Below are 25,388 nucleotides of genomic sequence, written 5' to 3' on the forward strand. Positions count from 1 at the left end.
CGTGTGTCGAAGCCGCGGGGCTCAGTCTCCGAGCGACGCGCGCAGGCGCCGAGTGACCTCCGCGGCGGGCATGCGGCGCGGGAAGGCCGCGACGATGAGGTCGTCGCCCGCTGCATCGCCGGCGTCGGGGCCCACGCCGTAACGGCGGAGAGCGTCGTCGAGGGCACGACGCAGGACGGATGCCGGCACCCGGGCGCCGCGCATCAGCCGGCGCAGCACGTGGTTGTGCACCGCCGTGACGAGGGCGGCGAAGCCGACGGCATCCAGGGGGTCGAGGCCGGGGAGCGCATCGCGAAGGTACTGGTCGAAGAGGCGCTCGTAGCGGAACACCGTGACGATCTCGCGGTCGCGCAGGCCGGGAATCTCGCGCACGATCTTGTATCGCCGCCGTGCGAGTTCGGGGTCGGCGGCGAAGTGCCGGAACACGCGCACCGACGCCTCGCACACGGCCGCCCAGGGATCGGGATGCGACTGCGCGAGGAACGCGCGCGTCTCGGCGAGCAGCACCTCGTGGTCGGCGAACACGACGTCTTCTTTGCCGCCGAACTGCCGGAAGAACGTCGAGCGCGACACTCCCGCCGCCTGGGCGATCTGCTCCACGGAGGTCTGGTCGTACCCGTGCGCGACGAAGAGGTCGATCGCAGCGGCCACCACCGCGGTGCGGCTGGACGGGGCGGCGCTCTCGGTCACGTGCCGAGCATATCCGCGGGGCGCGGGCGGCGGCGGTGCGTGGCGCGGGGCGGGTGGCGCGGAGGCGGCGCGTGGGCGGGGCGGCGCGTGGGCGGGGCGGCGCGTGGGCGGGGCGGCGGCGCGGGGGGTGCCGGGCGGTGAGAAACGCGATCGGCGGGTGGAAACGCTGTGGCGTGGCGTGTTTCGCTGCGGATGCCGTTTCTCGCGCGTCCGAGGTGCGGCGGCGGGCAAGCGCGGCGGCGGCCCGGGCGGTGCGGAGTGCGGCGGCGGCACGAGCGGGGCAGAGCGGTGAGAAACGCGATCGGCGGGCGGAAACGCCTCGGCGCGGCGTGTTTCGGGGCGGATACCGTTTCTCGCGCGTCCGAGGTGCGGCGGCGGCACGCGGGGCAGAGCGGTGAGAAACGCGATCGGCGGGTGGAAACGCCTTGGCGCGGCGTGTTTCGCTGCGGATACCGTTTCTCGCCGAAAGAGACCCACCACGAACACTTGCCGGGCGCACGCACCGCGAGGCACGCACCGCGCACACAGCCGCCAGCACACCCCGCGCTAGACGATCGCCCCCACCGAGGCAAGCGGATGCCGAGCCCTCAGCCCCCGCGGTGGGATGGACGCATGAGCACCCCCCTGTGGAACCGAGACCAGACCTCCGTCGCAACGCCGTTCGAGGCCGACGCGCGGCACGACGTCGTCATCGTCGGCGCCGGGCTGACCGGCCTGTCGACGGCCGTGATGCTGGCCGAAGCGGGCGTCGATGTCGCCGTGGTCGACGCCGGCGAGGTGGGGCAGGGGGCGACCGCGGCGTCGGTGGGCATGGCATCCGTTCTCCAGGGCACGACGCTCGCGTCGCTGCGGCGGCACCATCCGGCGAGTCTCGTGCGGGCGTACGTGGATGCCAACCGTGCCGGCCAGGACTGGCTCGCCGACCGTGCGGGCGCCGCCGCCGACCGCCGCACGGCGTTCACGTTCGGGCGCGGGCTCGACACCGACGTGGCCCTCGACGCCGTGCGCGATACGGCAGAAGAGGCCGGCCTGCCGGTGCGCGAAGCCGCCCCCGGCGACTTCGGCGGGCGCACGTCCGTGCGCGCCGTCGCCCTCGACGACCAGCTCGCCCTCGATCCCGTGCTGCTGGCGACGACGCTCGCCCGTGCCGCCGTCGATGCGGGTGCGGTGATCCACAGCGGCGTGCGGGTGTCGGACGTGCGGGCCCTTCCCAGCGGCCGGGTCGACACCGACCACGGCACGATCTTCGGCGACACGGTCGTGCTCGCCACCGGCACGCCCCTCACCCGCCGCGGACTGTACGACCTCAAGACGCGCGCACTGCGGTCGTGGGCGATCGCGTTCGAGGTGGAGGGGGATGCCGAAGCCCCGGGCGGCATGTGGAGCGAGGTCGGTGCCGACGGGCGCAGCGTCGTGGCGGCGCCGTCGTCGTTCGGGCGTCCGGCGCTCATCGTGACCGGGGCACGGCATCCGGTGGGCTCGGCGTCGTCGGAGATCGCGCTCGCCGAGGCGCTCGCCGCGTGGGCGCGGCGCACGCTCCCGGTCGGTGCCGAAATCGGGCGCTGGTCGGGCCAGGACTACCAGTCGCACAACCTCGTGCCGTTCATCGGGGGGATGCCACGGGGTCTCGGCCGCCTGCGCTTCGCCACCGGATACGCCGGGTGGGGCATGACGAACGCGCCGGCCGCGGCGATGCGGTTGAGCGATGAGATCCGCGGCGTCTCGCGAAGCGACCGGCCGCAGTGGATGCGCACGATCGGCACCCGCATGACCGTGCCCGCCGACCTCGGCCGCGGGATCGGAGAGGCCGCGCGACGCGCGCGGGTGTCAGCAGCAGCCCTGAAGACGGCGTCGGCGGCCCCCGTCGCACCGCCCGCCGAGGGTGCGGGAACGCTCGCCCGGCGGGGAGCGCGCACGGCCGCCGTCTCGACGGTCGACGGGCGGACGCGCACGCTGGCCGCCCCGACTCCGCTGACCTGGAACGACGCGGAGCGCTCGTGGGACAGCCCCGTCGACGGCTCGCGCTACGCCCCCGACGGGGTGCGGCTCGAGGGCGCGGCATCCACGGATCTGCGCTCGGCGGGCTGAGGCGCGGGGCGCGTGCGAAACTCCGGAGATTCGGGCGCACCGCGCGACGGCGGGCGCGGATTCATGCGGGCGGATGCGGCGGGTCGCGCCGTTTCTCCGGAGTTCGGGACGGGCGGGGGCGGTGCGGCGCTGCGCGACAAGGCTTGATACGGCGCAGCACGGCCCGACTCGGCGCGGCGCGACAGCCGCACGCGGCGCCGCCGGGACTCGGCGGCCCTGCCGGTGGTGGGCGACGCCGGCCGGGTGGTTGCGTGGGGCCATCGCCTCGAGCGAGCGGCCCGACCGTGGGCGCAGGGTCCCGCGGCCGGGCGGCGAGCCGGAACGGTCTCGAGAGTCTGTCTTCGAGCCGGCTGGGAACCCGAACGCGACGCGACCCGCGTCAGCTCTTCGCGCCGGTGAACGCCAGCGCGCCGCCGAGGCCGATCATCATGACGCCGCCCGTGCCCGACAGCGTCGAGATGCGCTTCGGGAAGCGGGCGAACCACGTGCGGGCGGTTCCGGCGGCGAGGGCCCAGACGCTGTCGCAGGTCAGCGCCATCACCTGGAAGAGCAGTCCCAGCGTCAGCAGCTGCAGCCAGGCGGCGCCGGCGTGCGGGTCGACGAACTGGGGCAGGACCGCGACGAAGAAGGCGATCGTCTTGGGGTTGGTCAGTCCTACGACGAAGCCCTGGCGCAGCAGCGTCCACGACGACGTGGGCTGCACGGCAGCACCGGCGACGTGCGCGTGCCGGTGGCGGATCGCCTGGATGCCGAGCCACACGAGGTAGGCCGCGCCGACGATCTTCAGCGCGGTGAACGCGACGATCGAGGATGCCACGATCGCGCCGACTCCGAACGCGACGGCGAGCACCGCGGGCACGGTGCCGAGGGCGTTGCCGACGACGCTGAGCACGCCCGCGCGGCGGCCGAGCGCGATCGACCGGCCGATGACGAACAGCACACTCGGACCCGGGATGACGATGATGACGACCGACGCGGCGACGAAGGCCACGAGGTTCTCGATCGGAGGCATGCGTGAAGCGTACTGCCGCTGCATTTCGCGCACGTTCCGCGCCCACCCCGGCGCGTGAGGGGTCAATTTTTGTCGCTTCGAGCGGCGCTCAGCGACAAAAATTGACCCCTCGCGCGAGGTGACAGCCGTGGCTACGCGGGGACGGCCTCGCGCGCGAGCAGCTCGCTGATGCGGCCGACGCAGCCGCCGCAGCCGGTGCCGGCGCGGGTCGACGCCTTTACACAGGCCACCGTCGGCTCCCCTGCGGCCACGGCGTCGCGGATCGCCCCGGCGCTCACGCCGTTGCACCAGCAGACGGTGGCATCCGCGGCGAAGGGGTCGGCGACGACGGCCATGCCGGCGTCGGGCGCATCGAGGCGCAGCAGCGACGAGCGGTCGGCGGGCAGCTCCGATCCGCGTTCGAACAGCAGGGTGAGCTCGGCGCCGGTGCGTGGCATCCCGACCGAGACGAAGCCGGTCAGCACGCCGTCGACCGTGACGAGCTTGACGTACGCGCCGCGGGCGGGGTCGGCCCAGAGGGTGACCTGCGGGGCGTGGCACGCGGCCGCGTGCACGGGGGCGAAGGGGTCGGCGTCGACCGCACCTCCGGCGACCACGTCGATGCCCTCGGCCTTCAGCATGACGACGCCGGGCCGCTCCACGGGGACCGGGGCAACGGATGCCGCCGCGCCCGCCACGGGGACCGGGGCAACGGATGCCGCCGCGCTCGCGACGAGGGCCGGGCTCGCGGATGCCGCAGCGGAACCGTCCCCAGCCGCCAACCGCGCCGCCAGCCGGTCGGCCTGCCGCCAGCCCGGTCCGACGAGTCCACTGGGGCCGCCGGGCACGCGACCGTCTTCGCCCGCCTCGGCCGGATCGGCGACGTGCGCGCAGTCGCCGATGGCGAAGACGTTCGGGTCGGTCCAGGAGCGCGACGCACCGTCGACGAGCACGCCGGTGGAGGTGGCGAGCCCGGCGAGGGATGCCACCTCGGTGCGCGCCGCGACCCCGCACGACAGCACGAGCAGGTCGCCCGCGAGCACCTTGCCGTCGGCGCAGACCAGGCCGTCGAACCACGCCTGACCGTGGTCGTCGTAGCGCTGCACGATGCTCTCGGCGCGGGCGTGATGCATCATCTCGACACCGACCGCGGTGGCTGCGGCCGCGAGCACGCGTCCGCCGTTCTCGTCGAGCGTGCGGTTCATGGGAGCGGCGGAGTGGTACGCCACCACGACCTCGGCGCCGGCCTCGGCGGCGGCCAGGGCCAGCTCCATGCCGAGCACGCCCGCGCCGAGCACGACGATGCGCTGCCCGGCCGACACGGCCGCGCGCACGTGCTCGGCGTCGGCGAGGTCGCGCAGGGCGACGACGCCTCGGGGGAGCGGCGCCGAGCCCCGGTCGAGCTGCGCCGGAACGCCCGGTCGCGCCGCGCGGTGCCGCTGCGCCCGCTCGAGACCGGCGAGCGTCGGCACGTTCGCGCGCGCTCCGGTCGCCAGCACGAGCCGGTCGTACGGAACCCGGATGCCATCGTGCAACCGCACCACCTGACGGTCGCGGTCGACGCCGACCACCGTCATCCCGAGCACGAATTTCACGCCGGCCTCTTCGGCGATCAGCCGGTCGCCCATGTCGAGGCCGTCGCGGTCGGCGCGTCCGACGGCGTACTCGGCGAGCAGCACGCGGTTGTAGACGTCGTGCGTCTCGGCCCCGATGACCGTGAGGTCGATGCGCCCGTCGCGCACGGCGGGCAGCAGGCCCTCGATCAGCCGCGCCCCGACGGGGCCGTAGCCCACCAGCACCACACGCTCAGACATGGATCTCCTCCTCGGTCGGGGTGGACGCCCCGCGCTCGATGGGCCCGCCCGCGACGGAGACGCCGGTCGGCGCGGGTCCGCCTGCGACCGAGACCCCGGCCGGCACGTCAGGCCCGACGTGCCCGCCCGCGACGGAGACGCCGGATGCCGCGCCCCCGCCCGCCGCGCGATCGACGCCGGGATGCTCCGACACCACGACGGGCCCGTGCTCCACAGCCGCGACGGCGGGCACAGCGGCATCCGGAGTCACCCGTACCCGCGTGCGCTTGAACTCGGGCATCGCCGACGTCGGGTCGACGAGCGCCTCGGTCAGGCGGTTCGCGCACTCGTCACCGGCGTAATGGAAGGGCAGGAAGACGGTGTCATGGCGGATATCCGTGGTCACAGTCGCCCGCGCCCGCACCGTGCCGCGCTCGTTCGAGACGGCGACGAGCGCGTCTTCGCGGATGCCGAGACGCGACGCCGTCGCGGGATGGATCTCGAGCCGCGCCTCGGGGCGGGCGCCGTTCAGCTCGGCGACCCGGCGGGTCTGCGTGCCCGACTGATACTGCTGCAGGTAGCGGCCGGTGACGAGGGTCAGCTCGCCGCCGCGGTCGGTCGGCGTCGGGGGCGTGGCATCCACCGCCACCAGGCGAGCACGGCCGTCGGCGTGGGCGAAGCGCTGAGTGAAGGGGCGCGGGGTGCCCTCGGCGCGATAGGGCCAGTACGCCTCGACGCCCGTGTCGAGCAGCGCGTGCGAGAGGCCGGAGTAGTCGGCGACACCGCCCTCCGACGCGCGGGCGAGCTCGTCGAACACCTCGGCCGGAACCGTCGACCAGGTGGATGCCGCGCCCAGGCGCCGCGCGATCTCGGCCATGATCCACAGCTCGCTGCGGGCGCCGTCGGGCCCGGCCAGCGCCTGTCGACGGCGGATCACCCGGCCCTCGAGCGAGGTCATCGTGCCCTCCTCCTCGGCCCACTGCAGCACGGGCAGCACGATGTCGGCGAGCTCCGCGGTCTCGCTGAGGAAGAAGTCGCACACGATGAGGGTGTCGAGCGACTGCAGCCGCTGCCGGAGCGCGTCGACGTCGGGCGCCGAGACGACGACGTTGGATCCGGCGACCAGCAGCGTCTTCACCGGCCCGCCCAGTTCGCCGAGCAGTGCGGTCGCCGGGATGCCGGCATCCGGAAGCTCATCCGGGTCGACACCCCACACCCCGGCGACGTGCCGGCGGGCTTCGGGGTCGCGGATGGAACGGTAGCCGGGCAGCTGGTCGGCCTTCTGGCCGTGCTCGCGTCCGCCCTGGCCGTTGCCCTGGCCGGTGAGGGTGCCGTAGCCCGAGCCGTCGCGGCCGACGAGGCCGAGCACGAGCGCGAGGTTGATCGCGGCGGTGGCGGTGGCGGTGCCGTCGACGTGCTGTTCGACGCCGCGTCCGGTGAGGATGTACGCGCCGCCCGCGGCGAGGCGCCGGGCGGTCTCGCGGAGCTGAGCGACCGGGATGCCGGTGGTCGAGGAGGTGCGCTCGGGCCACCACTGCGCGACGGAGCGCCGCAGGCTCTCGAAGCCGCTCGTGCGCTCATCTATATAGGCGCGGTCGGCGAGCCCCTCGGCGATGACGATGTGGGTGAGGCCGAGCAGTAGCGGCAGGTCGGTGCCGGGGGCGGCCTGCAGGTGGGTGCCGGCGCCGTCTTCGGTGAGGCGCGCGGTGGCGGATCGGCGCGGGTCGACGACGATGAGTCCGCCCGCGGCACGCGCTCCGGCGAGGTGCGCGAGGAACGGCGGCATGGTCGCGGCGACGTTCGAGCCGAGCAGCAGGATCGTCTGGGCGTCGTCGAGGTCGGTCACGGGGAAGGGCAGGCCCCGGTCCATGCCGAAGGCCCGATTGGATGCCGCCGCGGCCGACGACATGCAGAAGCGGCCGTTGTAGTCGATGCGCGAGGTGCCGAGCGCGACGCGGGCGAACTTGCCGAGCTGATACGCCTTCTCGTTGGTGAGTCCGCCGCCGCCGAAGATGGCGTTGGCGTCGGGTCCGTGGGCGGCTTTCGTGTCGCGGAAGGCCGCGGCCACGGCATCCAGAGCTTCGTCCCAGGTGGTCTCGGCGAGGGTTCCGTCGGATCGCCGCATCAGTGGCATCCGGAGTCGGTGGGGGGATGCCAGGAGCTCCGCCGACGTCCAGCCCTTGGCGCAGAGTCCTCCCCGGTTGGTGGGGAAGTCGCGGCCCGTGACCGTGGTCTCACCCTGGTGGGTGACGGTCATGGCGCACTGCAGCGCGCAGTAGGGGCAGTGGGTGTCGGCGGAGCTCATGGCGGTCATCAGATGCGGGTTCCGGTCTTCTTCGACATGCGCAGGTAGACGCCGGCGGTGATGGCGAGGAAGGCGACGTAGGCGAGGGCGAACCAGCCGAGGGCGGGGGTGTACGAGCCGAACGTCGTCTTCGAGAAGCCGAGCAGCTGCGGGATGAAGAAGCCGCCGTACGCGCCGATCGCCGAGATGAGGCCCAGGGCCGCGGCGGCCTTGCGCTGCGCGCCGATGCCGCCGTTGGCCTTGAGGGTGAAGATCGTCGGGATCATGCGGTAGGTCGAGCCATTGCCGATGCCCGCCGCGGCGAAGAGCACGAGGAAGCAGAGCAGGAAGACCGCGAAGTTCTGCATCGGCAGGGTGAGGATGACACCCAGGATGCCGAGACCCATCACCGTGAAGGCGCCCATCGTGATGACGGTGCCGCCGAACCGGTCGGCGAGCTTGCCGCCGTAGGGGCGGGCGAGCGAGCCGACGAGCGCACCCATGAAGGCGAGGGTGACGGTGGCCGTTCCGATCGCGATGCCCTTGAAGTCGGGGAAGGTGTCGGCCAGCAGCTTCGGGAAGACGCCCGCGAAGCCGATGAACGAGCCGAAGGTGCCGATGTAGAGCACGGCCATGACCCACAGGTGCGGCTCTTTGAGAGCGGCGAGGGATGCCGTGATGTCGGCCTTGGCGCTGGAGAGGTTGTCCATGCGGAAGTAGGCGCCGACCATGGCGATGATGATGAGCGGCACCCAGATGAGACCGGCGAGCGGCAGGTTGAGGGTGGCCGCGGCGCCGACCGTGATGACGATCGGGACGACGAACTGCGCGACCGAGGCGCCGAGGTTGCCGCCAGCGGCGTTGAGTCCGAGGGCGTAGCCCTTCTGCGCGGCCGGGTAGAAGAAGGTGATGTTCGCCATCGAGCTCGCGAAGTTGCCGCCGCCGAAGCCGGCGAACGCGGCGATGACGAGGAGCACGGCGAAGGGGGTCGCGGGGTTGGACACCGCGATGGCGAGGCCGATGCTCGGGATGAGCAGCAGGCCGGCGGAGACGATGGTCCAGTTGCGGCCGCCGAAGCGGGGAACCATGAACGTGTAGGGGATGCGCAGCGTCGCGCCGACGAGGCTCGGCATGGAGATGAGCCAGAAGATCTCACCCGTCGAGAGCTGGAAGCCCGCGGCCGGAAGCGAGACGACGACGACGGACCACAGCTGCCAGACGACGAAGCCCAGGAACTCGGCGAAGATCGACCACCGCAGGTTGCGCGAGGCGATGGCCTTGCCCTCTTTCGCCCACTGGGTGGCGTTCTCGGGGTTCCAGTTGTCGATCCAACGGCCGGGGCGGTGCTGTAGTTCCGCTGTTTCGGTTGCGGCCGCGGGCGGCGTTGCGGTTTCGGGACGCGGGTCGGTGACGGTCACGGAGTCCTCCATGGGCGATACGGGGGAGGTGCAGCGCCCCGCATGGGCTGGGCGTGCCGCCAGCGTAGGGAGGAGGGATTACCCGGGACTGCGTCGCCGGGGGCGGGGAGGTAACGGTTGTTTCACCCTCGGCGGGGGTGGGGGAGAGGGGGAGTTTACGTGGGCGTTACACGGGAGAACGGATTCATGGGATGCCACTCCGCGTCTAGCGTTGCCTCCAATCCTGCGCTGGGACGCGCTCAGATCCCGGGTGCATCTCGTCACAGCCGGGGTGGAAGCGATTCTCTAGCTCAGCGCGGGGACGGGTATAGATCTGGTCATCGAGGGAACCTCCGGGTTGTTCATACTCAGAGCACGCAGACGCGTCAGCTGTCTGCCGTTCAGGTACCGGAAGCTCTGGGCGGGCTCAACATTCAGCAGGCGTCGAAGCTCCGGGAGCCGTACCGGCTCGCGCCAGCGATCCGGTGCATCGAGTTCGAGCACGCTGCACTCGCTCGCGCCGGAGAGGTACTCCGTTAGCTCCCAATGCTCGATGCCGATCACGTCCGCGTAGTCACGCCAGATGTCCCTCGCATTGCTGCGAACCAACTGCCTTGCTCGCATGGTGCCGAGCACTGCCTTCTCCGGCGACGACGAATATATGACGACGGTTGTTCCCGCGGGAACGTCGGGAAAGCGACGCCGGACCTCAGCCGTCTTGGTGCCTTCAAGGAGCCCCTGCGCGAAGCGTGGTCGGACGGAGAGCAGAAGTACCCGACTCATCCGGCGAGCCGCCTATCCTGTTGCAGGGCAATGATCTCGTCGAACATCTGCGGGTCGACATGTCGCATGCTCTGCACTCTGCCCTTCACGTAGCGCTTGAAAATCTCTTCGTGGCGCGAGATCGGCCGTTGGAGAAGCTCGGTGTCCTCGAAGCGTATGACATTGACCTTGCCGTCACGGTCCGCCGCGGCCTGGATCTCGGACTTGCGAAGGACGCCGACTTTGCTGAAACGCGCAAGAGCCTCCTCAGTCGGCAGCCGAACGCACTCCACCATTAGCGACCTCGCGACAATCCGCTGAATCGTGTGGCGCGTCTTGTCGTCGCTCGTCGCGTACCACAGAACGCGCGCAGGCAGATCCTGCGGCACGATCCTCGAACCCGAGAAGTAAACCAATTCTCGAGAGAGCCCGAGTCCTCGTCTTCGAAGTGAGATAAGGCCGTCGTTAAGGCCGAGGAGGTTTGTCGCCCATCGTGGCTGGATGGGGATGAGGTACGTTGCCATCCCGGCTTCGCGAACGACGAGTGGCCACCGAGACCGTTCAGCGAGAGCCACTTCGGCGGCCGAGGTGAGGACCAGCTCGCGGGCGGTCGCCGTCGCCGGGCCGAGCGTCGCCGTACGCGGAACTGCAGTGCTGAACTTGTCGGCCGTAAGCGCTGCGTCGAGAGTCGCGGAGATAGCCGGATCCGTAATCTCCAATCGCGTGGCGCCGTGCTCCCACGCCACACGACGGACGTACCGGAGCAACTGAAAGGCGACGGTACTGCCGCGCTCCCCTCGAATAGACCGTAGAAGCGGTAGTCGAAGGGTCGCCCCGTCGAGTTCCCAAGCGGCTAGGGCCCATAAATTGCCCTGGGCGTCCGCAAGCTTCTGAACCGTGACCGTCTTTCGTCTAGCTAGTAGCTCGCGTAGCCGCTGAGCGAAGATGCTCGGCTTGCCTTCGATGTCGTAGACGCGAAAAGCCGGCTCCAGTTCGATCTCAACATCCGCGACGACGAACCATTCGAGATCTCCATCGTCAATGAGGCTCGAACGGAAGTCGGTCATAAAGGATTCGGGGCTGAGAGCCGCAATCAGCTGATGTGGTCGGACCACCCTTATGTTATGCTCGCCGATGGTCCACCCCTTTGAGGCGAGAATCACATTGCTGTCGTTGGTGACAAAGAAGTCTGCACCCGAATGGATGGCGTCGGCGATATGAAGAACGTCGTTGCGAAGACTCGAATCCCTCGCGACGAGATTTGGGTCCGTTGCGGACAGCAGGGCGTCCTCGAGACTTCGATCGTTGGGGCGAAGTGTGCTCAGCCGCGTCAGGTGCTGGCTGACAGCTCGGACATGTCGTCGTGTGGTCGGGTCCTGGTTCTGACTGAGCTCGTTGTCGACCTCGCCCGAGACAGCGAACGTGACCAGCGGCTGAAGCCAATCGGCCTGTAGTTCCGCGGTCTCGTCGCGATGATCCCGACGGATTTCGGGCGGTAGAAAAAGGTCGCCGACGACGTTGGTGTCCAGGACCGCGAGCGGAAGGTTGGAAGAGAGTGTTGCAGTCTCGAGGAGATCGAGCCCTCCCTGGGTGTTGATCCGCTTGACCCAATTCATCAGGATGGAGCCGCTGAGGGCCCGCCCAGCCCGCTCCGACGCGACATGCATGCCGAGAGACCGCCAGAATCTGTCGATGCCGTAGTCGGTTCGGCAGGATGCCGTGAGAAGTGAGCGACGAGGATGAAGTTCGATCGCCGTCTCGATCATCGCGCGCGCTATACCGGTTTGGCGTGATTGGTGACTCACGCAGACGTGAACGAGCTTGATCAAGTTGCTCCGAGGTACGTCGTAGAGGACGTACCCCATGATTGCGTCATCGATGAAACCGATGAGAAGGCCCCGGTGCTTCGCTCTGTCCCGAAAGCCTGTGTCAGGCATCGGCCCAAGCCGAGCTCGATTGCTCTTGTGGAGCGCGAGCACTCGCTGAAACTGTGCTCCAGCGTTCTCAGAATCCGGATCCCACACAACGACGTCGACGCTCAACGCTGCCCCCTCCGCCGCGCTCTCATCACCGTTCTATCAGCACGGGGGGTGCTTTCCACGCGCCCCTCCGGGGCCCGCTCAATATCGATGATCCGTCGCCGCCAGAGTCGGCTCTTTATGTTGGGGCCTACTCTGGGCGCGAGCCGGCCGGTCTTGGACAAAGCTGATGCAGGCAACTCCACGCGCGGTGCCTCACCGGACTCGTGGATCCCGGACTCAACTCGCGCCTGGGACGTCTCTGCCTGTAGCGGCACGCCGCGACCACTCCCGGGCACGCCAGTGGCCTTGAGGCCGTGACGCTCAGTTCGAGGGACCTCGCTCACCCCGCCGCGCTAGTGTCGAAAAACGACGCGCGGCGGGTGGGGAAGGCGCAGAGCGCGAGGGTACCGGGGCGCACGCCAGCGAGGATCTCGATGGCGTCGGCGGCCACGAGCCCGAAGGCTGCTGCGACGGTCGCGGGCTGCCCGAGGAACTATCGCCGGCGGCCGTCCTCGGCGAGCACCGCGACGGCGCCTCGGCGCGCACTCAATCCGTTGTTGACCTTGACGGTGACTCGAGGGCGCGGCTGCCCGACAGTCTGAGCCGACACCGCGATGTGGATCGCCTCGCGCAGTTCCACCGCGGCTGCGACATCGTCGGGCGAGCACGCGTCAGCAGCGAGGTTCACCTCCTGCGGACGATCCGCGAGGCGTGCGGGGGTTGGGATCCGCTCAACGGGTGAGCCGAACCGTTCCGTGAGCGGTCCAGCCAAGACTCCCGACACCGCTTCGGCGCGGCGGTGACGGGCTCGCACAGCAGGACGGGTGGAGGAAGATGCGACGGAGGAGGCGGGCTGATGCCCTCGCGCGATCGCGACAGCCAGCTCCTGATTGCGTCTGCCTTGGACGCGGGAACGAGTCAAATTGTGGCGATGAGACGCATGGTGTGGTGGCATGAGCTCAAAGGGCAGGAATGATGGAGGACTGTATGGCGAGTATCGAGAGCCCGAGAGAGGTGCGCCCTTTAGTGTCGGCCGTGACTGGCACAAACGGAAAGACCAGCGTCGCTACGGCGACGTTTCAGCTCATGAACTCGATTGGGTGGCCCGCTGCGAGCTACAACTCGACCGGTATCACGGGTGTGGACGGGGTGCTGCATAAGGCAAACACGCGCCGCTCTCCGGATTATCTCCCGGACCTCATCGAATATCAGCGCCGCCGAGGTGCGGTGGCGGTTTCGCTCGAGGCGTATGTCGGGATACTAGCGGACGGGCTCTTCGAGCGCGTAGACGTCGACGCCGCGGTGTCTACGGGGTTTGAGCGTGACCATCTTGACGTGCACAAGAGCATCGACGCCTATTGGGCAGCGAAACTCCGGCTGTTCGAGGAATATTTGCGGCCGGATGGCGTGGGGGTGCTGACTACAAAGTCCGCTCAAGCCAATCTTGTGCGTGCTGCGATCGGTCGGCGCGGGGCCCGCCTCTTGGAAGTCGGCGAGGGAGGCGAGATCGACTTCACCCCGGATTCTGAAAGCGATGGCAAGCTGCGTGGGCGGCTCGAGATTGACGGCCGCGCATACGAGGCAGTCTTGCCCACCGTGCACGCGGTTGCTGCGACGAATCTGCTCCTGGCGGGTGCGGCTGTCGTAGGTCTAGGGGGAGAGCCGCAGGCTGTGGTAGATGCACTTGCGCTTGTGACACCGCCGCCGGGTCGGCTGCAAGTCATCGCAGAACGCGACGGAGTGATCGGAATAGTCGACACAGCCCACAATCCCGGCGCACTACGCGCAGCGCTGCGTTCCGTGCGTCCCCGAGTAGGGGGACGCTTATTACTGGTTTTCGGCGCCGGAGGCGGTCGCGACGTTGGTAAAAGATTCGAAATGGGTGAAATCGCCAGTGACTTGGCCGACATTGTCATAATCACAGATGACAATCCCCGCCACGAATCCCCCGAACGCATTAGAGGTGACGTGCGTGCTGGGTCGCCGCGCAGCATCGAGATCCCGCGTCGTAAAGACGCAATTCTTGCGGCCATTTTCATGGCTCGGCCGGGAGACGTCGTTCTGGTCGCCGGGATGGGCGACGAAGAATACCAGCACGTCGGCGGCGAGCGTATTCCGCATGACGACCGTGAGATCATTCGAGAAGCGATGAGCATTTAAGTCGCTCCGACAGGCTGAGAGGCGCGGCGCTGCCTATCAGTCACCGCGCCTCTCGCCTCCGCCATGACTAGATGACGTACCCGCCGTCGGGGCTGTATCCGCCGTCCGGGTCGCCGCCGTCGGGGCTGTATCCGCCGTCCGGGTCGCCGCCGTCGGGGCTGTATCCGCCGTCCGGGTCGCCGCCGTCGGGGCTGTATCCGCCGTCCGGGTCGCCGCCGTCGGGGCTGTATCCGCCGTCCGGATCGCCGCCGTCGGGGCTGTATCCCGCTCCCGGCTGGCCGTCTTCGTCGTCGTAGCCTGGGTAAACGTCGTTGTTGGTCATCGTCCATCCTTCTCTTGACGCGGTGATTGAGTCGATTCAAGAGGTCGGGCGCAGGGATGACAAGAGGCACCTGACTCCGTAACGCACGGCGCTGGCCGCGTGTTACGCCCCACTACGCCCCACATCGCCCGGCCCCGCGGCATCCCGTAGCTTCATCTCACCAACCCCTCCGAAGGCAGGTGAAGCCATGTCCCGCACGATCTCGTCGACAGTCCACCCGATCCAGCGCTGCATGGCGGCCTCGAACCCTGCCGCGTGGTGGGACGGACTCGTCATCGAGGCCAACGGCTCAGCCGCGACCGTCGCGCTGCCGAACGGCACGACGGTGCAGCTGCGGATCGTCGGCCCGGCGGTCGACATCGCGGTGGGGGAGCCGGTGGCCTACCACCCGGTCGCGGAACTGCTCAGCGCGTCGGCGATCCTGACCACCGCACGCGCGGCCTAATCTCCGGGTCGGCCGCGGGATGACGCAGGACGAGCGAGAGGGTTCTCCCGCCGTCCTGCTCGTCATCCTCGTTGTGGTGGTTCTCTTCGTGATCGTGGTGGTGACGTCCGGAGTGCTCGCGACGGTTTTCGACCCCGCGTGAGTCAGGCAGACATCGAGGCCATCATGGCCTCGCACTTCATGACCATGTCGTCGCAGGCCATGGCACAGTAGCGGCACATCTCGTCCATGTCGGCGTGGGCGCGGCACTCGGCGGCGCAGGCCTTGCCCATGGTCATGCAGGCGGTCATCATGGCGTTCATCACGTCCATGTTCATCCCGGCCGGACGCATCATCATGTGCATCGTCGCTTGAGCCATCTCGACCATGTTCGAGCACATGGCGCAACACGTCGCCATCTCGGGGCCGTGCATCATGTCGCTGCCGGCGCACATCGCCGCGGCCATCGCGCAGGCGTTGAGCGACTGCATGCATTCCTGCATGGCATCCATGTCCATGGTCATCTCACCCATGTCCATCGACTTCATCATGGCCATCGTGTCCATTGCTTCTCCCGTGTGCTCGTCGTGACGGAGGAACCGGATGCCGCGGAGGGACTCCGGCGTACGGGCGATGCTACGCCGCGAGCCGCGGGCTTCGACAGGGCTCAGAGGAGGTTGATCAGTTCAAGGCTGAGCTCTCGACGGCGTCGCCGCGCCGACTCTGCCGAGAACTCCGAGCCTCGCAGCGGTGAGTCAGATGGCATCCGCTCAGACGGTTGCGACATCGCTGGATTGACGGGAGGTGGATCACTCGTCATGGCCGTGAACGGGCCGGGCGTTCGCCGGAGGCTCCCCGACCTCTTCAACGGTGTGACCGCTGCAATCCGTCTTGGTGACGCTTGCCCGCTCGATGCGCGACACGGCGAACCATCGCATGGCGTCGCGCAGCAGGCACCACCCGACCAGGTACCACCGACCGCTCGTGGACGCGAACAGCACGGGTTCGACGTCACGAGCGGTCGTGATGCCGTCGCGTGAGGTGTAGCGGATGCGGAGGACCTTCTGCTCCGCCATCGCCTGCTCCATCGCGGAGCGCACAGCGCGGGAGGAAGGGGGGAGGGCGTTGACCCAGACGCGGTCCGCGAGCTCATCAGCTTGCGCGCGAGTCCTGGGGTCGAGGACGTCCATGATTTTCCGGACGCCGGCACCAGCCAGATCGGCGTAGGGCGCATCGGACGAGGCGGAGACCGCCGCCATGAGCGCCACGGCCTGCGCCGGGGACAAGGTGACGGGAGGTAGGGACCCGCCCTGAGCGAGCCCGTACCCACCGCCGGGGCCGGGGCGGGACCAGATCGGGGCGCCGCTGTTCTCGAGGGCATCGAGGTCACGTTTGACGGTGCGCACCGACACCTCGAACTCCCGCGCCAACCGTTCGGCCGAGACGCCCCGCGCGCCGCTGCGACGCAACATCTCGGACAGGGCGTGCAGCCGCTCTGCTCGCTTCATCCGTCGAAACTCCGTAAATTCATGACAGAGATAGTGACACACTCTTGTCCATCAGGTCGGCGAGGCTTGACGCATGACAGCAACGAAGAACCGTCGAACCGTCGTCCTCATCCCCGGCCACTGGTTGGGAGCCTGGGCGTGGGATGAGGTCGTCGCGCACCTCGAAACCGATGGCACGCGAGCGGTCGCACTGACCCTGCCCGGGCTCGACGGGGACGACCCCGACCGCGCGGCGAAGACCGTAGATGACCAGGCGGCGGCGATCCGCCGCGTGATCGCCGACCAAGAAAATCAGCCCGTGATCGTCGTCGCGCACAGCGGCGCCAATGCCCCCGTCAGCCTCGTCCTCGATCGACACCCCGAGTTGGTCGCCCGGGTGGTGTGGGTCGATTCCGGCCCCATGGCCGATGGTGTCGCGTTCGCCGCGGAGTTCCCGGCCGAGCTGCACGACCTGCCGTTGCCGTCGTTCGATGACCTCGCGCAGCAAGCGAGCATCGAAGGGCTGAGCGCCGAAGCGCTCGAGCGCTTCCGGACGAAGGCCGTTCCCGAGCCCGCTCCCGTGCTTCGCCAGTCCATCGAGCTTTCCAATGAGGCCCGCCGTCGCATTCCGACGACGTTGGTGTGCTGCTCGATGCCGGGCGAGCAGGTGAGGGAGCTGGCCGAGGCGGGCCACCCGATGTTCGCTGAGGTGGCGGAACTCGAGCACGTCGGCGTCGTCGACCTGCCCACGGGGCACTGGCCCATGTGGAGTCGACCGCGCGACCTGGCCGAGATCATCCGCGGAGCGGCGCTGAGCGCCTGAACCGCCGATCAACGTGGAGGGGCCAGTCCAATCGGCTGGCCCCGCTACTTGCCCCCGCTGACGCCGGATGCGTCACGCGATGCGGCGGAACCTCGGCCCCGAGTGTCCGTCGCGCTCGACCGTCCCCGTGAACATCTCTATCGGACGCACCCAGTACGAGTAATCGTCGTAGAGCTTGCGGTACGAGACGAAGACTTCTTCCGTCTCGGAGTGCCGCGCAGTGCCGAACACCTCGTAGCGCTGGCCCTTGAAGTGCTCGTAGATGCCGGGCTCGATGTCCACGGACGTCATCGCGCCGCGGCGGCCTGATCGGTGCGTGACTGCAGGTACTCGCAAAGCTTGCCGGTCGTGAAGAGCTCCTCGCCGAGAGCGATGAGGTGCTTGCCCGACAGAGGGAACTCGCCGGAGCGCTCGGTGAGGGCAGCGGTCCACGTGCGCTCGCAGTCGACGTTCAAGTAAATCGACGCGGGACCGTGGTTGAGGTGAATCGCGACGAGGCCGGACTCCTCGTGCTCGGGGTCTTCCTGCGGAAGGACGTGCACGGTCGCGTGGGCGACGGAGTCGGTCTTCTCGTAGTCGGCCACCCACTCCGTAATCTCGTCGAACGTGGGGCGGGTGGCGCAGGTCATGGGGACGAGACTAGCCGTCCCGCGCTGCTCAACCGCGGCGGGCCTTCAGTCGCGCCTTCTTCTCGTGGTTGCCGCATGTGTTCATGTCGCACCAGCGCCGGGTGCGGCCGCGGCTGGTGTCGAAGAAGGCGGCGCGGCAGGTGGGTGAGGCGCACAGCGCGAGCGCGCCGGGACGCACACCGGCGAGCATCTCGATCGCATCGGCGGCGACGACGCTGAGCGCTGCCGCGACGGTCGCCGGCTCGCCGAGGAGCCACCGACGGCGGCCGTCGGTCGACAGTACCGGCACGGCACCCCCGTGAGCGGCGAACCGGTTGATGACCTCGACCGCGTCGCGCGGGTGCGGCTGCCCGAGGGCTCCGGCCGTGGCGGCGGCGTGGATCGCCTCGCGCAACTCGACCGCGGCTGCGAGGTCGGCGGGGGAGCAGCTGTCGACGGCGAGGTGCCGCTCGCTCAGCCAGTCGGCCAGGCGCTGGGGCGTCGGGATGCGTTCGACCGGCGTGCCGCGGCGCTCCGTGAGCGTTCCGGTGAAGGTGGTGGCCAGCACGGAGCCGACGCGGAACTCCGGGGCGCCGTCAGACATGGAACCAGCATAGGCGGTTCCGTTCGCGGGTTGCGAGTGCTAGAACCGTCATAGCCGGTTCGCATAGAGGAGGCGCCCATGACGGACGAACGCCCGAAGCCGTTCAGTGCTCGAGCAGCCGATGAAGAGCTCGCCGCACTCCGGGAGCGCCTGGCATCCGTGCGCTTCCCGGAACGCGAGACGACCCGGGCGGGCGCATCCGGCCGCGAGCGATGGCATCAGGGCGTTCCCCTGGGTGACATGGTCGACCTCGTCGAGTACTGGCAAACGGGATACGACTGGCGCGCGTTCGAACGGCGTCTGGTCGAGATCGGTCAGTTCCGTACGATCGTCGACGGTCTCGGCATCCATTTCCTCCACCGACGTTCACCGCGACCGGATGCCACCCCGCTCGTCATGACGCACGGCTGGCCCGGAAGCATCGCCGAGTTCGTCGACGTCATCGACGAGCTCGCCGAGCCTCAGGATGCCGAGACCCCCGCCTTCCACGTGGTCGCACCGTCGCTGCCGGGTTTCGGATACTCCGACAGGCCGACGGAGGAGGGGTGGGGGACCGAACGCATCGCGGCTGCGTGGGTGCGTCTCATGGGTGGCCTCGGGTACGACCGCTTCCTCGCCCACGGCGGGGACTGGGGCGGGCCGATCACCATCGCGCTCGGTGGTCGGTTTCCGGAGCACGTCATCGGCATCCACACGACGACGCCGGTCGCGCCGCCCGGGCTCGGTCTCGACGTGCTCGACGCCGCGGAGCGGCAGTGGGTCGAGCACACGCGGGCGTTCGAGCAGAACCGCCTCGCGTACGCGAAGGTCATGGCGACCTCGCCGCAGACGATCGGCTACTCCCTCGTCGACTCGCCGGTCGGGCTGCTCGCGTGGATCGCCGAGAAGTTCGCCGAATGGAGCGACACGGTCGACGGCCCGTTCGAGACCATCTCGCGCGACCGCCTGCTCGACAACGTCACGCTGTACTGGCTGACCGCGACCGGGGCGTCGGCGGCGCGCATCTACTTCGAGAGTCACCAGTCGCTCGACCCCGACCTGCGGGTGGCGGTGCCGGCGGCGTTGACGACGTATCCGCACGACATCGAGAAGCACCCGCGGCCGTGGGCCGAGGTGCGTTTCTCGAACATCGTGCGGTGGCGGGCGCCGAGTGCGGGTGGGCATTTTCCGGCGTTGGAGATGCCCGATGTGTTCGTGCGCGACCTGCGGGAGGGGTTGGCGGCGGTGCTGGCGGCGTCGGAGTGACGGTGGCGGCGGTGTCGCCCAGGAGTCCGGGCGAGCCGGCGCAGCGCCGGGCGTCTTCACAAATCTATCGATAAACGGTAGATTGGTATCGTTCCTCGATGAATGGATGCCGCCATGAGCCCTCTCCTCACCCGCGCCGCGCAGGCGGCGATCGCCGTCGCGCTGCTCGGATCGGTGGTCGTGCAGGCGATGATCCTGCCGGCGATCTACCGCGACCTCGCCGACGCGCCTCCGGCGGCGAGAGCGACGTTCGTGGGGCTGCTGGGGCTCGGCATCCTGGCCCTTCAGGTCTTCGCGGTGTGCGTGTGGCGGCTGCTGTCGAAGGTGCGGACGGGGAGCGTGTTCGCCGAGGCGGCCTTTCGTGACGTCGACGTCATCACGTGGTCGCTCGTCGCCGTCGCCGCGGTGCTCGTGGCGGTCGGGCTGCTGCTCGCATCGGGCGACGTCGCGCCCGGGGTGGTCGGGCTGATCGGCGGGGCCGCGGTGGTCATCGGCGGCGTCGCGCTGCTCGTGCGCGTGATGAAGGGGCTGCTGCGGCAGGCCATCGCCCGCGAGCGCGAGGTCGTGGGGCTGCGCGCCGAACTCGGCGAGGTGATCTGAGGTGCCGATCGTGATCGACATCGACGTGATGATCGCGCGCCGCAAGATGGGCGTTGGAGAGCTGGCCGACCGCATCGGCATCACTCCCGCCAACCTGGCCGTGCTGAAGAACGGGCGCGCCAAGGCCGTGCGGTTCTCGACCCTCAGCGCGCTGTGCGAGGTGCTCGACTGTCAGCCCGGCGACCTGCTGCGGTGGGAGCCTGACGGCGAATCCGCGGTGGAGGAACCGGCGCTGAGCGACAGTCACGTCTGAGGCGCGGCGCTGTCGGCCTACGGCAGGCGGATGCCGAGCGACCGCAGCTCGAGATCGGCGAGCTGCCGCATCACCTCGGGGTCGCCGCGGCGCCAGGCGCTGAGCGCATCCGGGGCGACCTTCGCGATCACGGCCACCCTCTGATTGGTCAGGGCGCGGAGCGCGAGCAGATCCGTGGTGTCGGGGCCGCTCCGCAGGAGCGCCTTCGTGCGCGATGCCCGCTTGATGAAGCGCAGGCGGGGGACGAGCCACACCAGCAGCACGAGCAGGACCGGCAGCGCGGCCACGCCGACGCCGAGGACGATGGCCGCTTGCAGCACCAGGTCTTGCTGCGTCTGCCCGGCGGCGGCGAGGGTGTCGCCCGCCGCGCTCGCCGAGTCGAACGGGGCGCTGATCCCGTCGCCGATGAGGGGGACTCCGCTCAGCCGGTCGCCGACGTCGGTCATCGACGTGCGGAAGTCGGCACCGGCGGTCTGCATCTGTCGTCCGAACTGCGCGAGCTGGTTCACCGTGGAGAAGACGACGACACCCGTCGCGATGCTCACCACGATGAGGGCGAGGGCGATGACGTCGGCCGTCACCTGGCGCGCGCGTCGCGCGGCGAAGTCGGAATACAGTTTCACGTCGTCACTCTCCCACGCGCGGGCGGGCCCCTCGGTATCCGGAAGTCACCGCGTTGCGCACGCTCGCCGCGTGTGGCGAACGGCCCGCGTCAGCTCACGAGCGAGACCAGCAGCTCCGTCAGCCACTGCACCGCGGGCGGACGTCGGTCGCGGTGCGACACGATCCACACTTGCCGTTCGCCGAGGTCTTGCACCGCCGGGCGCAGCCGCACGGCGAAGCGGTCGTCGACCGACCTCGGCGTCGACAGCGCGAGTCCCAATCCCTCGGCCACCAGTCCGTGCGCCATGCCCAGATCGTCGGTGCGCATGAGCACTCGGGGCTCGTACCCGACGGAACGGCAGACGCGCCGGATGGCGCGGTCGCTGGGCTCGACATCGCTCCGGCTGAACACCCAGGGGTGGTCGCGGAGCGCCGCGAAATCGAGGGGGCCGTCGGAGGGGAGGTTCCCGTTCGCCGGCGTGAGCACGTGGTACTGCTCCCCGAGCAGGCGGCGGGTGACGAGGCTGTCGGGCAGCGCGAACGGGTCGACGGCGTAATCGAAGATGATGCTGACGTCGACGTCGCCGTCGTCGAGCAGGCGCACCGCATCCGTCGGCTCGGCCTCCACGATCTCGACGTCGATCGAGGAGCGGCGCTGCAGGCGGGCGATGGCGGAGGGGAGCAGCTGCGCGCCGATCGACGAGAAGGTCGCGACGCGAAGGATGGGCAGCCCCGCCTCGCGTCGCTTGCGCAGCGACCGTTCGGCCGCGCTCATGCGCGCGAGCACGACATCGCCGTCCGCGGCGAAACCGGCGCCCAGGGGCGTGAGCCGCGTGCCGCGTCGCTCGCGCTCGACCAGCCGCACGCCCACCTCCCGCTCGAGCGCGTCGAGGTGGTGGGCGATGCTCGGCACGCTGTAGCCGAGCTGCGCGGCCGTGCGCGTGATGCTCCCCGTGTCGCGCACGGCACTCAGGATGCGGAGCTGCAGAAGCGTCGTCATGTCAGCCTCAGTATGACACTGCGACTGAAATCATGCTCTTCTGCCGAACTCTGCACTGCCCGAAACTTCCCGTATGACCGTGACCACACCGCCCCTCCCAGCGTCCGCGGCGGCGCCGGTGGACCGCTCGCGGCTCTCGGCCGACCAGGTCCGCGCGCCCTACGCCGACGCCGTGTCGCGGCTGGCGGAATACGACTGGCAGCACCTGCACGTGCCGGCGCACAACCGCGATCCTCGGAACGTCCCGGCGCTGACGTCGCTGGTCGGCGAGAAAGCGCTGTCGCTCGAGTTCCCGATGCTCTTCAGCCAGATCGACCAGGAGACCTGGACGCTGGTGAGCCCGGGCCGAAAGACCCCGCTGATGCAGGCGCAAGACCTGGCATCCGAACTCTGGGGGGCGAGCCGTACGTGGTTCCTCACCAACGGGGGATCAGGGTGCAACCACATCGCCACGACGGTCGCCCGTGCGCTCGGACGCGAGAGCATCGTGCAGCGGAGCGTGCACTCGTCGGTGATCGATGGGCTCGCGCACGTGGGAATCGACGCGCACTTCGTGCAGGGGTCGGTCGACCTCGGCCTCGGCGCCGCGCACGGCGTGACCGCCGCGCAGGTGGAGGCCGCCCTCGACGCGCACCCCGACACCGCCTCGGTCTTCCTCGTGAGCCCGAGCTACTTCGGTGCGGTGTCCGACATCGCCGGCATCGCCGCCGTCGCCCACGCCCATGGCATCCCGCTCATCGTCGACGAAGCGTGGGGTTCGCACTTCGGTCTGCACGACGACCTGCCGATCAACGCGATCCGCCTCGGCGCCGACCTGGTGATCTCGAGCGTGCAGAAGACCTCGGGCTCGCTCGCGCAGACCGCGATGCTGCACCTCGGCACGGGCCCTCACGCGCAAGAGATGGAGGCGCTGGTCGACCGCGTCGTGCGGTCCTACCAGTCGACCAGTTGCAGCCCGATTCTGCTCGCCTCCCTCGACGTCGCCCGACAGCACCTGGCCCGTCACGGCGACGCGGCCATCGGTCGCGCCCTCGACTCGGCGGCCCGGCTCCGAAGCGCGCTGGCCGACAGCGCGCGGTTCCGGGACGCCACCGCGGATGTGCGGGCGATGCCGGATGCCGTGACCCATGACCCTCTGAAGATCCCCATCGACCTGCGCGGCAGCGGGATCGGGGGCAACGACGCGCACAACGTGCTGCTGCGCGAACACCGCATCTACGTCGAACTCTCCACCCCGACAGCTCTGCTGCCACTGATCCCGGCCGTCTCGGAGGCCGATGTCGAACGCTTCATGACCGCGCTCGAGAGCCTGCCGGTGCGCGAAACCGGTGCGTCCGCGCCGCTGCCGCTGCCGTCGCCGTGCGTGTCGGCCATGCCGTTGTCCGAGGCGTTCTATGCCCCGGTCGAGCTCGTTCCGCACCGGGAGGCGGCCGGTCGCATCTCGGCCGACTCGCTGGCGGCGTACCCGCCGGGCGTTCCGAACGTGCTCCCCGGGGAGGTGCTCTCGCACGAGGTCATCGCCTACCTGCGCGACACCGCCGCGGCGGCATCCGGCTACGTCCGCGGTGCGGTCGACCCGGCCCTCGAGACGTTCCGGGTGGTCGCGCGATGAGCGGCGCCGGCCCCACCTTCTTCCACGGAGGGGTGGTGCGCACCGGCGCGGGCGACACCGATCGCCTCCTCGTCGTCGACGGGGTCGTACGCCCCGCCCCGCAGACAGCCCCGGCCGGTGCCGAGATCGTCGACCTCCGAGGCGGCTACCTCGGCCCCGCCTTCGCCGACGGACACGCGCACCCGCTTCTGGCGGGGATGGAGGCGGCCGGCCCGACGCTGCGCCATCTGGGCAGCGTCGCGCAGATCGCCCGCGCCGTCGAGCGCTGGGCGGACGAGCATCCGGATGCCACGTGGATCACCGGCGCCAGCTACGACGCCACGATCGCCGCCGACGGCCTGTTCGATGCCCGCTGGCTCGATCACACCGCTCGACCCGTCGTGCTGCGGGCGTGGGACTACCACACGGTGTGGTGCAACTCCGCGGCGCTCCGGCTCGCCGGAATCGACCGGCACACCCCCGACCCGCCCCTGGGACACATCGTGCGGCGGCCAGACGGCGAGCCGCTCGGAACCCTGCGCGAGGCCGCGGTGTCGCTCGTCTGGAACCTGGTGCCCCAGCCCGGACCGGAGGAGCGCGCAGCCCGGCTCGGCGAAGCCAGCCGCACCCTCGCCGCGTACGGCATCACCTGGGCGCAGGAAGCATGGGCCGAACCCGACGATCTCGACGCGTGGGCGCACGCGGCCGAGCGTGACCTGCTCGCGATCGACGTCGATCTCGCCCTGCGCGCCGACCCGCTGCGCTGGCCGGGACACCTCGAAGAGCTGGTCGCGGGCGCTGCGCGCATCGAGGGGCTTCCCGGGCTGACCGCCCGCACGCTGAAATTCTTCGTCGACGGCATCGTCGAGAACCGAACGGCCTCGCTCCTCGACGACTACGCCGACACCTGCACGCGCGGACTGCCGAACTGGCGCGACGGCGACCTGGCTGCCGCGCTCGTGGACGCGCAGCGTGCCGGATTCGACATCCATCTGCACGCCATCGGCGACGCCGGCGTGCGCACGGCCCTCGACGCCGTCGCGCACCTGCGATCGGTCGAGCAATCGCGGCCCGCGCGCGTGACCATCGCCCACGCGCAGCTCATCCACCCCGACGACCTCCAGCGCTTCGCGGCGCTCGACGTCACCGTCTGCTTCCAACCCCTGTGGGCGCAGTACGACGCCGTCATGCGGGATCTCACCCTTCCGGCGGTCGGGGTGAACCGTGCCACGCAGTATCGGATGGCCTCCGTTCTGGCATCCGGCGCCCGCCTCACCTTCGGCAGCGATTGGCCCGTCACCAGCCCCGACGTGCTGGCCGGTATCGCGACGGCGGTGACGCGCCAGACGCCCGACGGGATGCCGGAGGGCGGGTGGAGCCCCGAGGAACGGCTCACCATCACCGACGCGCTCGACGCGGCGAGCCGCGCCGCCACGGCGCAGGGTCGCCGGGGGACACCGGACGCCGCGCTCGCACCGGGGGCGGCCGCTGACCTCGTGTGGCTGTCGGACGACCCGCGCACGACGCCACCGACCCAGCTCCGCGACATCCAGGTGCTCGGCACCTGGCGGCGCGGACGACGTATCCACGCCTCCGCGGAGGCTCGTTCTGCGAAGGAGCAGAGATGACTGTTCGAAGGAGC

General features: G+C 69.9%; 26 protein-coding genes. 10 read left to right on the forward strand and 16 right to left on the reverse strand.

Going from position 1 to position 25,388, the window contains the following annotated elements:
• Positions 1-21: 21 nt before the first annotated feature.
• A complete protein-coding gene (locus tag AS029_RS02600) occupies positions 22-690 on the reverse strand; it encodes a TetR/AcrR family transcriptional regulator (RefSeq protein ID WP_058231011.1) in 669 nt (222 codons plus the stop codon).
• Positions 691-1,302: 612 nt separating this feature from the next.
• Here AS029_RS02600 and AS029_RS02605 point away from each other — a divergent pair.
• Complete coding sequence (locus tag AS029_RS02605) at positions 1,303-2,778, forward strand: FAD-dependent oxidoreductase (RefSeq protein WP_058231012.1); 1,476 nt, start codon at positions 1,303-1,305, stop codon at positions 2,776-2,778.
• A 379-nt stretch (positions 2,779-3,157) separates the two neighbouring features.
• On the opposite strand, the gene AS029_RS02610 is transcribed toward AS029_RS02605, so the two are convergent.
• The 7 genes from AS029_RS02610 to AS029_RS18065 all read right to left on the reverse strand — a co-directional run bounded on the left by AS029_RS02610 (position 3,158) and on the right by AS029_RS18065 (position 12,981).
• Positions 3,158-3,790: a LysE family translocator gene (locus AS029_RS02610; protein WP_058231201.1), complete on the reverse strand. Its 633-nt coding sequence runs from the start codon at positions 3,788-3,790 to the stop codon at positions 3,158-3,160.
• 131 nt (positions 3,791-3,921) lie between these two features.
• Positions 3,922-5,583, reverse strand: coding sequence for an FAD-dependent oxidoreductase (locus AS029_RS02615; protein WP_058231013.1), 1,662 nt, complete (start codon positions 5,581-5,583; stop codon positions 3,922-3,924).
• Positions 5,576-7,867, reverse strand: a complete 2,292-nt coding sequence (locus AS029_RS02620) for a molybdopterin oxidoreductase family protein (RefSeq protein ID WP_228375858.1) — start codon at positions 7,865-7,867, stop codon at positions 5,576-5,578. Before AS029_RS02620 ends, AS029_RS02615 begins: the two co-directional genes overlap by 8 nt.
• A gap of 8 nt (positions 7,868-7,875) precedes the next feature.
• Positions 7,876-9,264 carry an MFS transporter gene (locus AS029_RS02625; protein ID WP_058231014.1) on the reverse strand — a complete coding sequence of 463 codons (1,389 nt, stop codon included), beginning with the start codon at positions 9,262-9,264 and terminating at the stop codon, positions 7,876-7,878.
• Between the two features lie 285 nt (positions 9,265-9,549).
• Positions 9,550-10,026 (reverse strand): ASCH domain-containing protein, encoded by a 477-nt coding sequence (locus AS029_RS02630; RefSeq protein ID WP_139167995.1) that lies wholly within the window; start codon positions 10,024-10,026, stop codon positions 9,550-9,552.
• On the reverse strand, positions 10,023-12,047 hold the full coding sequence (locus AS029_RS02635) for a GNAT family N-acetyltransferase (protein WP_139167996.1): 2,025 nt from the start codon (positions 12,045-12,047) through the stop codon (positions 10,023-10,025). The genes AS029_RS02630 and AS029_RS02635 overlap by 4 nt, the downstream gene beginning before the upstream one ends.
• Before the next feature lie 472 nt (positions 12,048-12,519).
• Positions 12,520-12,981 carry an ABATE domain-containing protein gene (locus AS029_RS18065; protein ID WP_082642105.1) on the reverse strand — a complete coding sequence of 154 codons (462 nt, stop codon included), beginning with the start codon at positions 12,979-12,981 and terminating at the stop codon, positions 12,520-12,522.
• A gap of 80 nt (positions 12,982-13,061) precedes the next feature.
• Here AS029_RS18065 and AS029_RS16785 point away from each other — a divergent pair, with 80 nt between their 5' ends.
• Positions 13,062-14,186: a Mur ligase family protein gene (locus tag AS029_RS16785; RefSeq protein WP_167345222.1), complete on the forward strand. Its 1,125-nt coding sequence runs from the start codon at positions 13,062-13,064 to the stop codon at positions 14,184-14,186.
• A gap of 67 nt (positions 14,187-14,253) precedes the next feature.
• Here AS029_RS16785 and AS029_RS17495 read toward each other — a convergent pair whose 3' ends face one another.
• The gene (locus AS029_RS17495; protein WP_058231020.1) at positions 14,254-14,508 is read right to left on the reverse strand and encodes a hypothetical protein; all 255 of its coding nucleotides are present in this window, start codon (positions 14,506-14,508) and stop codon (positions 14,254-14,256) included.
• A gap of 187 nt (positions 14,509-14,695) precedes the next feature.
• Between AS029_RS17495 and AS029_RS02660 the strand changes: the two genes are divergently transcribed.
• Both AS029_RS02660 and AS029_RS17970 read left to right on the forward strand, forming a co-directional pair.
• A complete protein-coding gene (locus tag AS029_RS02660) occupies positions 14,696-14,953 on the forward strand; it encodes a hypothetical protein (RefSeq protein ID WP_058231021.1) in 258 nt (85 codons plus the stop codon).
• A gap of 19 nt (positions 14,954-14,972) precedes the next feature.
• Positions 14,973-15,095, forward strand: a complete 123-nt coding sequence (locus AS029_RS17970; RefSeq protein ID WP_267127749.1) for a hypothetical protein — start codon at positions 14,973-14,975, stop codon at positions 15,093-15,095.
• A 1-nt stretch (position 15,096) separates the two neighbouring features.
• Here the strand turns inward: AS029_RS17970 and AS029_RS02665 are convergent, their stop codons facing one another.
• Complete coding sequence (locus AS029_RS02665; RefSeq protein ID WP_058231022.1) at positions 15,097-15,498, reverse strand: four-helix bundle copper-binding protein; 402 nt, start codon at positions 15,496-15,498, stop codon at positions 15,097-15,099.
• A gap of 243 nt (positions 15,499-15,741) precedes the next feature.
• Positions 15,742-16,440, reverse strand: coding sequence for a helix-turn-helix transcriptional regulator (locus AS029_RS02670; protein WP_058231023.1), 699 nt, complete (start codon positions 16,438-16,440; stop codon positions 15,742-15,744).
• A 73-nt stretch (positions 16,441-16,513) separates the two neighbouring features.
• On the opposite strand from AS029_RS02670, the gene AS029_RS02675 reads away from it, so the two are divergent.
• Positions 16,514-17,242, forward strand: coding sequence for an alpha/beta fold hydrolase (locus AS029_RS02675; protein WP_058231024.1), 729 nt, complete (start codon positions 16,514-16,516; stop codon positions 17,240-17,242).
• A 72-nt stretch (positions 17,243-17,314) separates the two neighbouring features.
• Here AS029_RS02675 and AS029_RS02680 read toward each other — a convergent pair whose 3' ends face one another.
• From AS029_RS02680 to AS029_RS02690, 3 genes are read right to left on the reverse strand one after another with little or no spacing between them, the layout of a single operon-like run.
• Positions 17,315-17,524, reverse strand: coding sequence for a DUF1653 domain-containing protein (locus AS029_RS02680; RefSeq protein ID WP_217630051.1), 210 nt, complete (start codon positions 17,522-17,524; stop codon positions 17,315-17,317).
• A gap of 5 nt (positions 17,525-17,529) precedes the next feature.
• Positions 17,530-17,871 (reverse strand): hypothetical protein, encoded by a 342-nt coding sequence (locus AS029_RS02685; RefSeq protein ID WP_058231026.1) that lies wholly within the window; start codon positions 17,869-17,871, stop codon positions 17,530-17,532.
• Between the two features lie 28 nt (positions 17,872-17,899).
• Entirely contained in the window at positions 17,900-18,454 is a 555-nt protein-coding gene (locus tag AS029_RS02690; RefSeq protein WP_058231027.1) for a CGNR zinc finger domain-containing protein, read from the reverse strand.
• Positions 18,455-18,532: 78 nt separating this feature from the next.
• On the opposite strand from AS029_RS02690, the gene AS029_RS02695 reads away from it, so the two are divergent.
• The 3 genes from AS029_RS02695 to AS029_RS02705 all read left to right on the forward strand — a co-directional run bounded on the left by AS029_RS02695 (position 18,533) and on the right by AS029_RS02705 (position 20,552).
• Positions 18,533-19,699, forward strand: coding sequence for an epoxide hydrolase family protein (locus AS029_RS02695; protein ID WP_058231028.1), 1,167 nt, complete (start codon positions 18,533-18,535; stop codon positions 19,697-19,699).
• A 114-nt stretch (positions 19,700-19,813) separates the two neighbouring features.
• The gene (locus tag AS029_RS02700; protein WP_058231029.1) at positions 19,814-20,299 is read left to right on the forward strand and encodes a DUF2975 domain-containing protein; all 486 of its coding nucleotides are present in this window, start codon (positions 19,814-19,816) and stop codon (positions 20,297-20,299) included.
• Position 20,300: 1 nt separating this feature from the next.
• Positions 20,301-20,552, forward strand: coding sequence for a helix-turn-helix domain-containing protein (locus AS029_RS02705; RefSeq protein ID WP_058231030.1), 252 nt, complete (start codon positions 20,301-20,303; stop codon positions 20,550-20,552).
• 17 nt (positions 20,553-20,569) lie between these two features.
• Here AS029_RS02705 and AS029_RS02710 read toward each other — a convergent pair whose 3' ends face one another.
• Entirely contained in the window at positions 20,570-21,175 is a 606-nt protein-coding gene (locus AS029_RS02710) for a hypothetical protein (RefSeq protein ID WP_058231031.1), read from the reverse strand.
• A gap of 89 nt (positions 21,176-21,264) precedes the next feature.
• On the reverse strand, positions 21,265-22,155 hold the full coding sequence (locus tag AS029_RS02715; protein WP_058231032.1) for a LysR family transcriptional regulator: 891 nt from the start codon (positions 22,153-22,155) through the stop codon (positions 21,265-21,267).
• 73 nt (positions 22,156-22,228) lie between these two features.
• Between AS029_RS02715 and AS029_RS02720 the strand changes: the two genes are divergently transcribed.
• Positions 22,229-23,767, forward strand: a complete 1,539-nt coding sequence (locus tag AS029_RS02720) for an aminotransferase class I/II-fold pyridoxal phosphate-dependent enzyme (protein ID WP_058231033.1) — start codon at positions 22,229-22,231, stop codon at positions 23,765-23,767.
• Entirely contained in the window at positions 23,764-25,374 is a 1,611-nt protein-coding gene (locus AS029_RS02725) for an amidohydrolase (protein ID WP_058231034.1), read from the forward strand. Before AS029_RS02720 ends, AS029_RS02725 begins: the two co-directional genes overlap by 4 nt.
• Positions 25,375-25,388 lie beyond the last annotated feature (14 nt).

The organism is Microbacterium enclense (genome assembly GCF_001456955.1).
In the GTDB taxonomy this organism is placed as follows: domain Bacteria; phylum Actinomycetota; class Actinomycetes; order Actinomycetales; family Microbacteriaceae; genus Microbacterium; species Microbacterium enclense.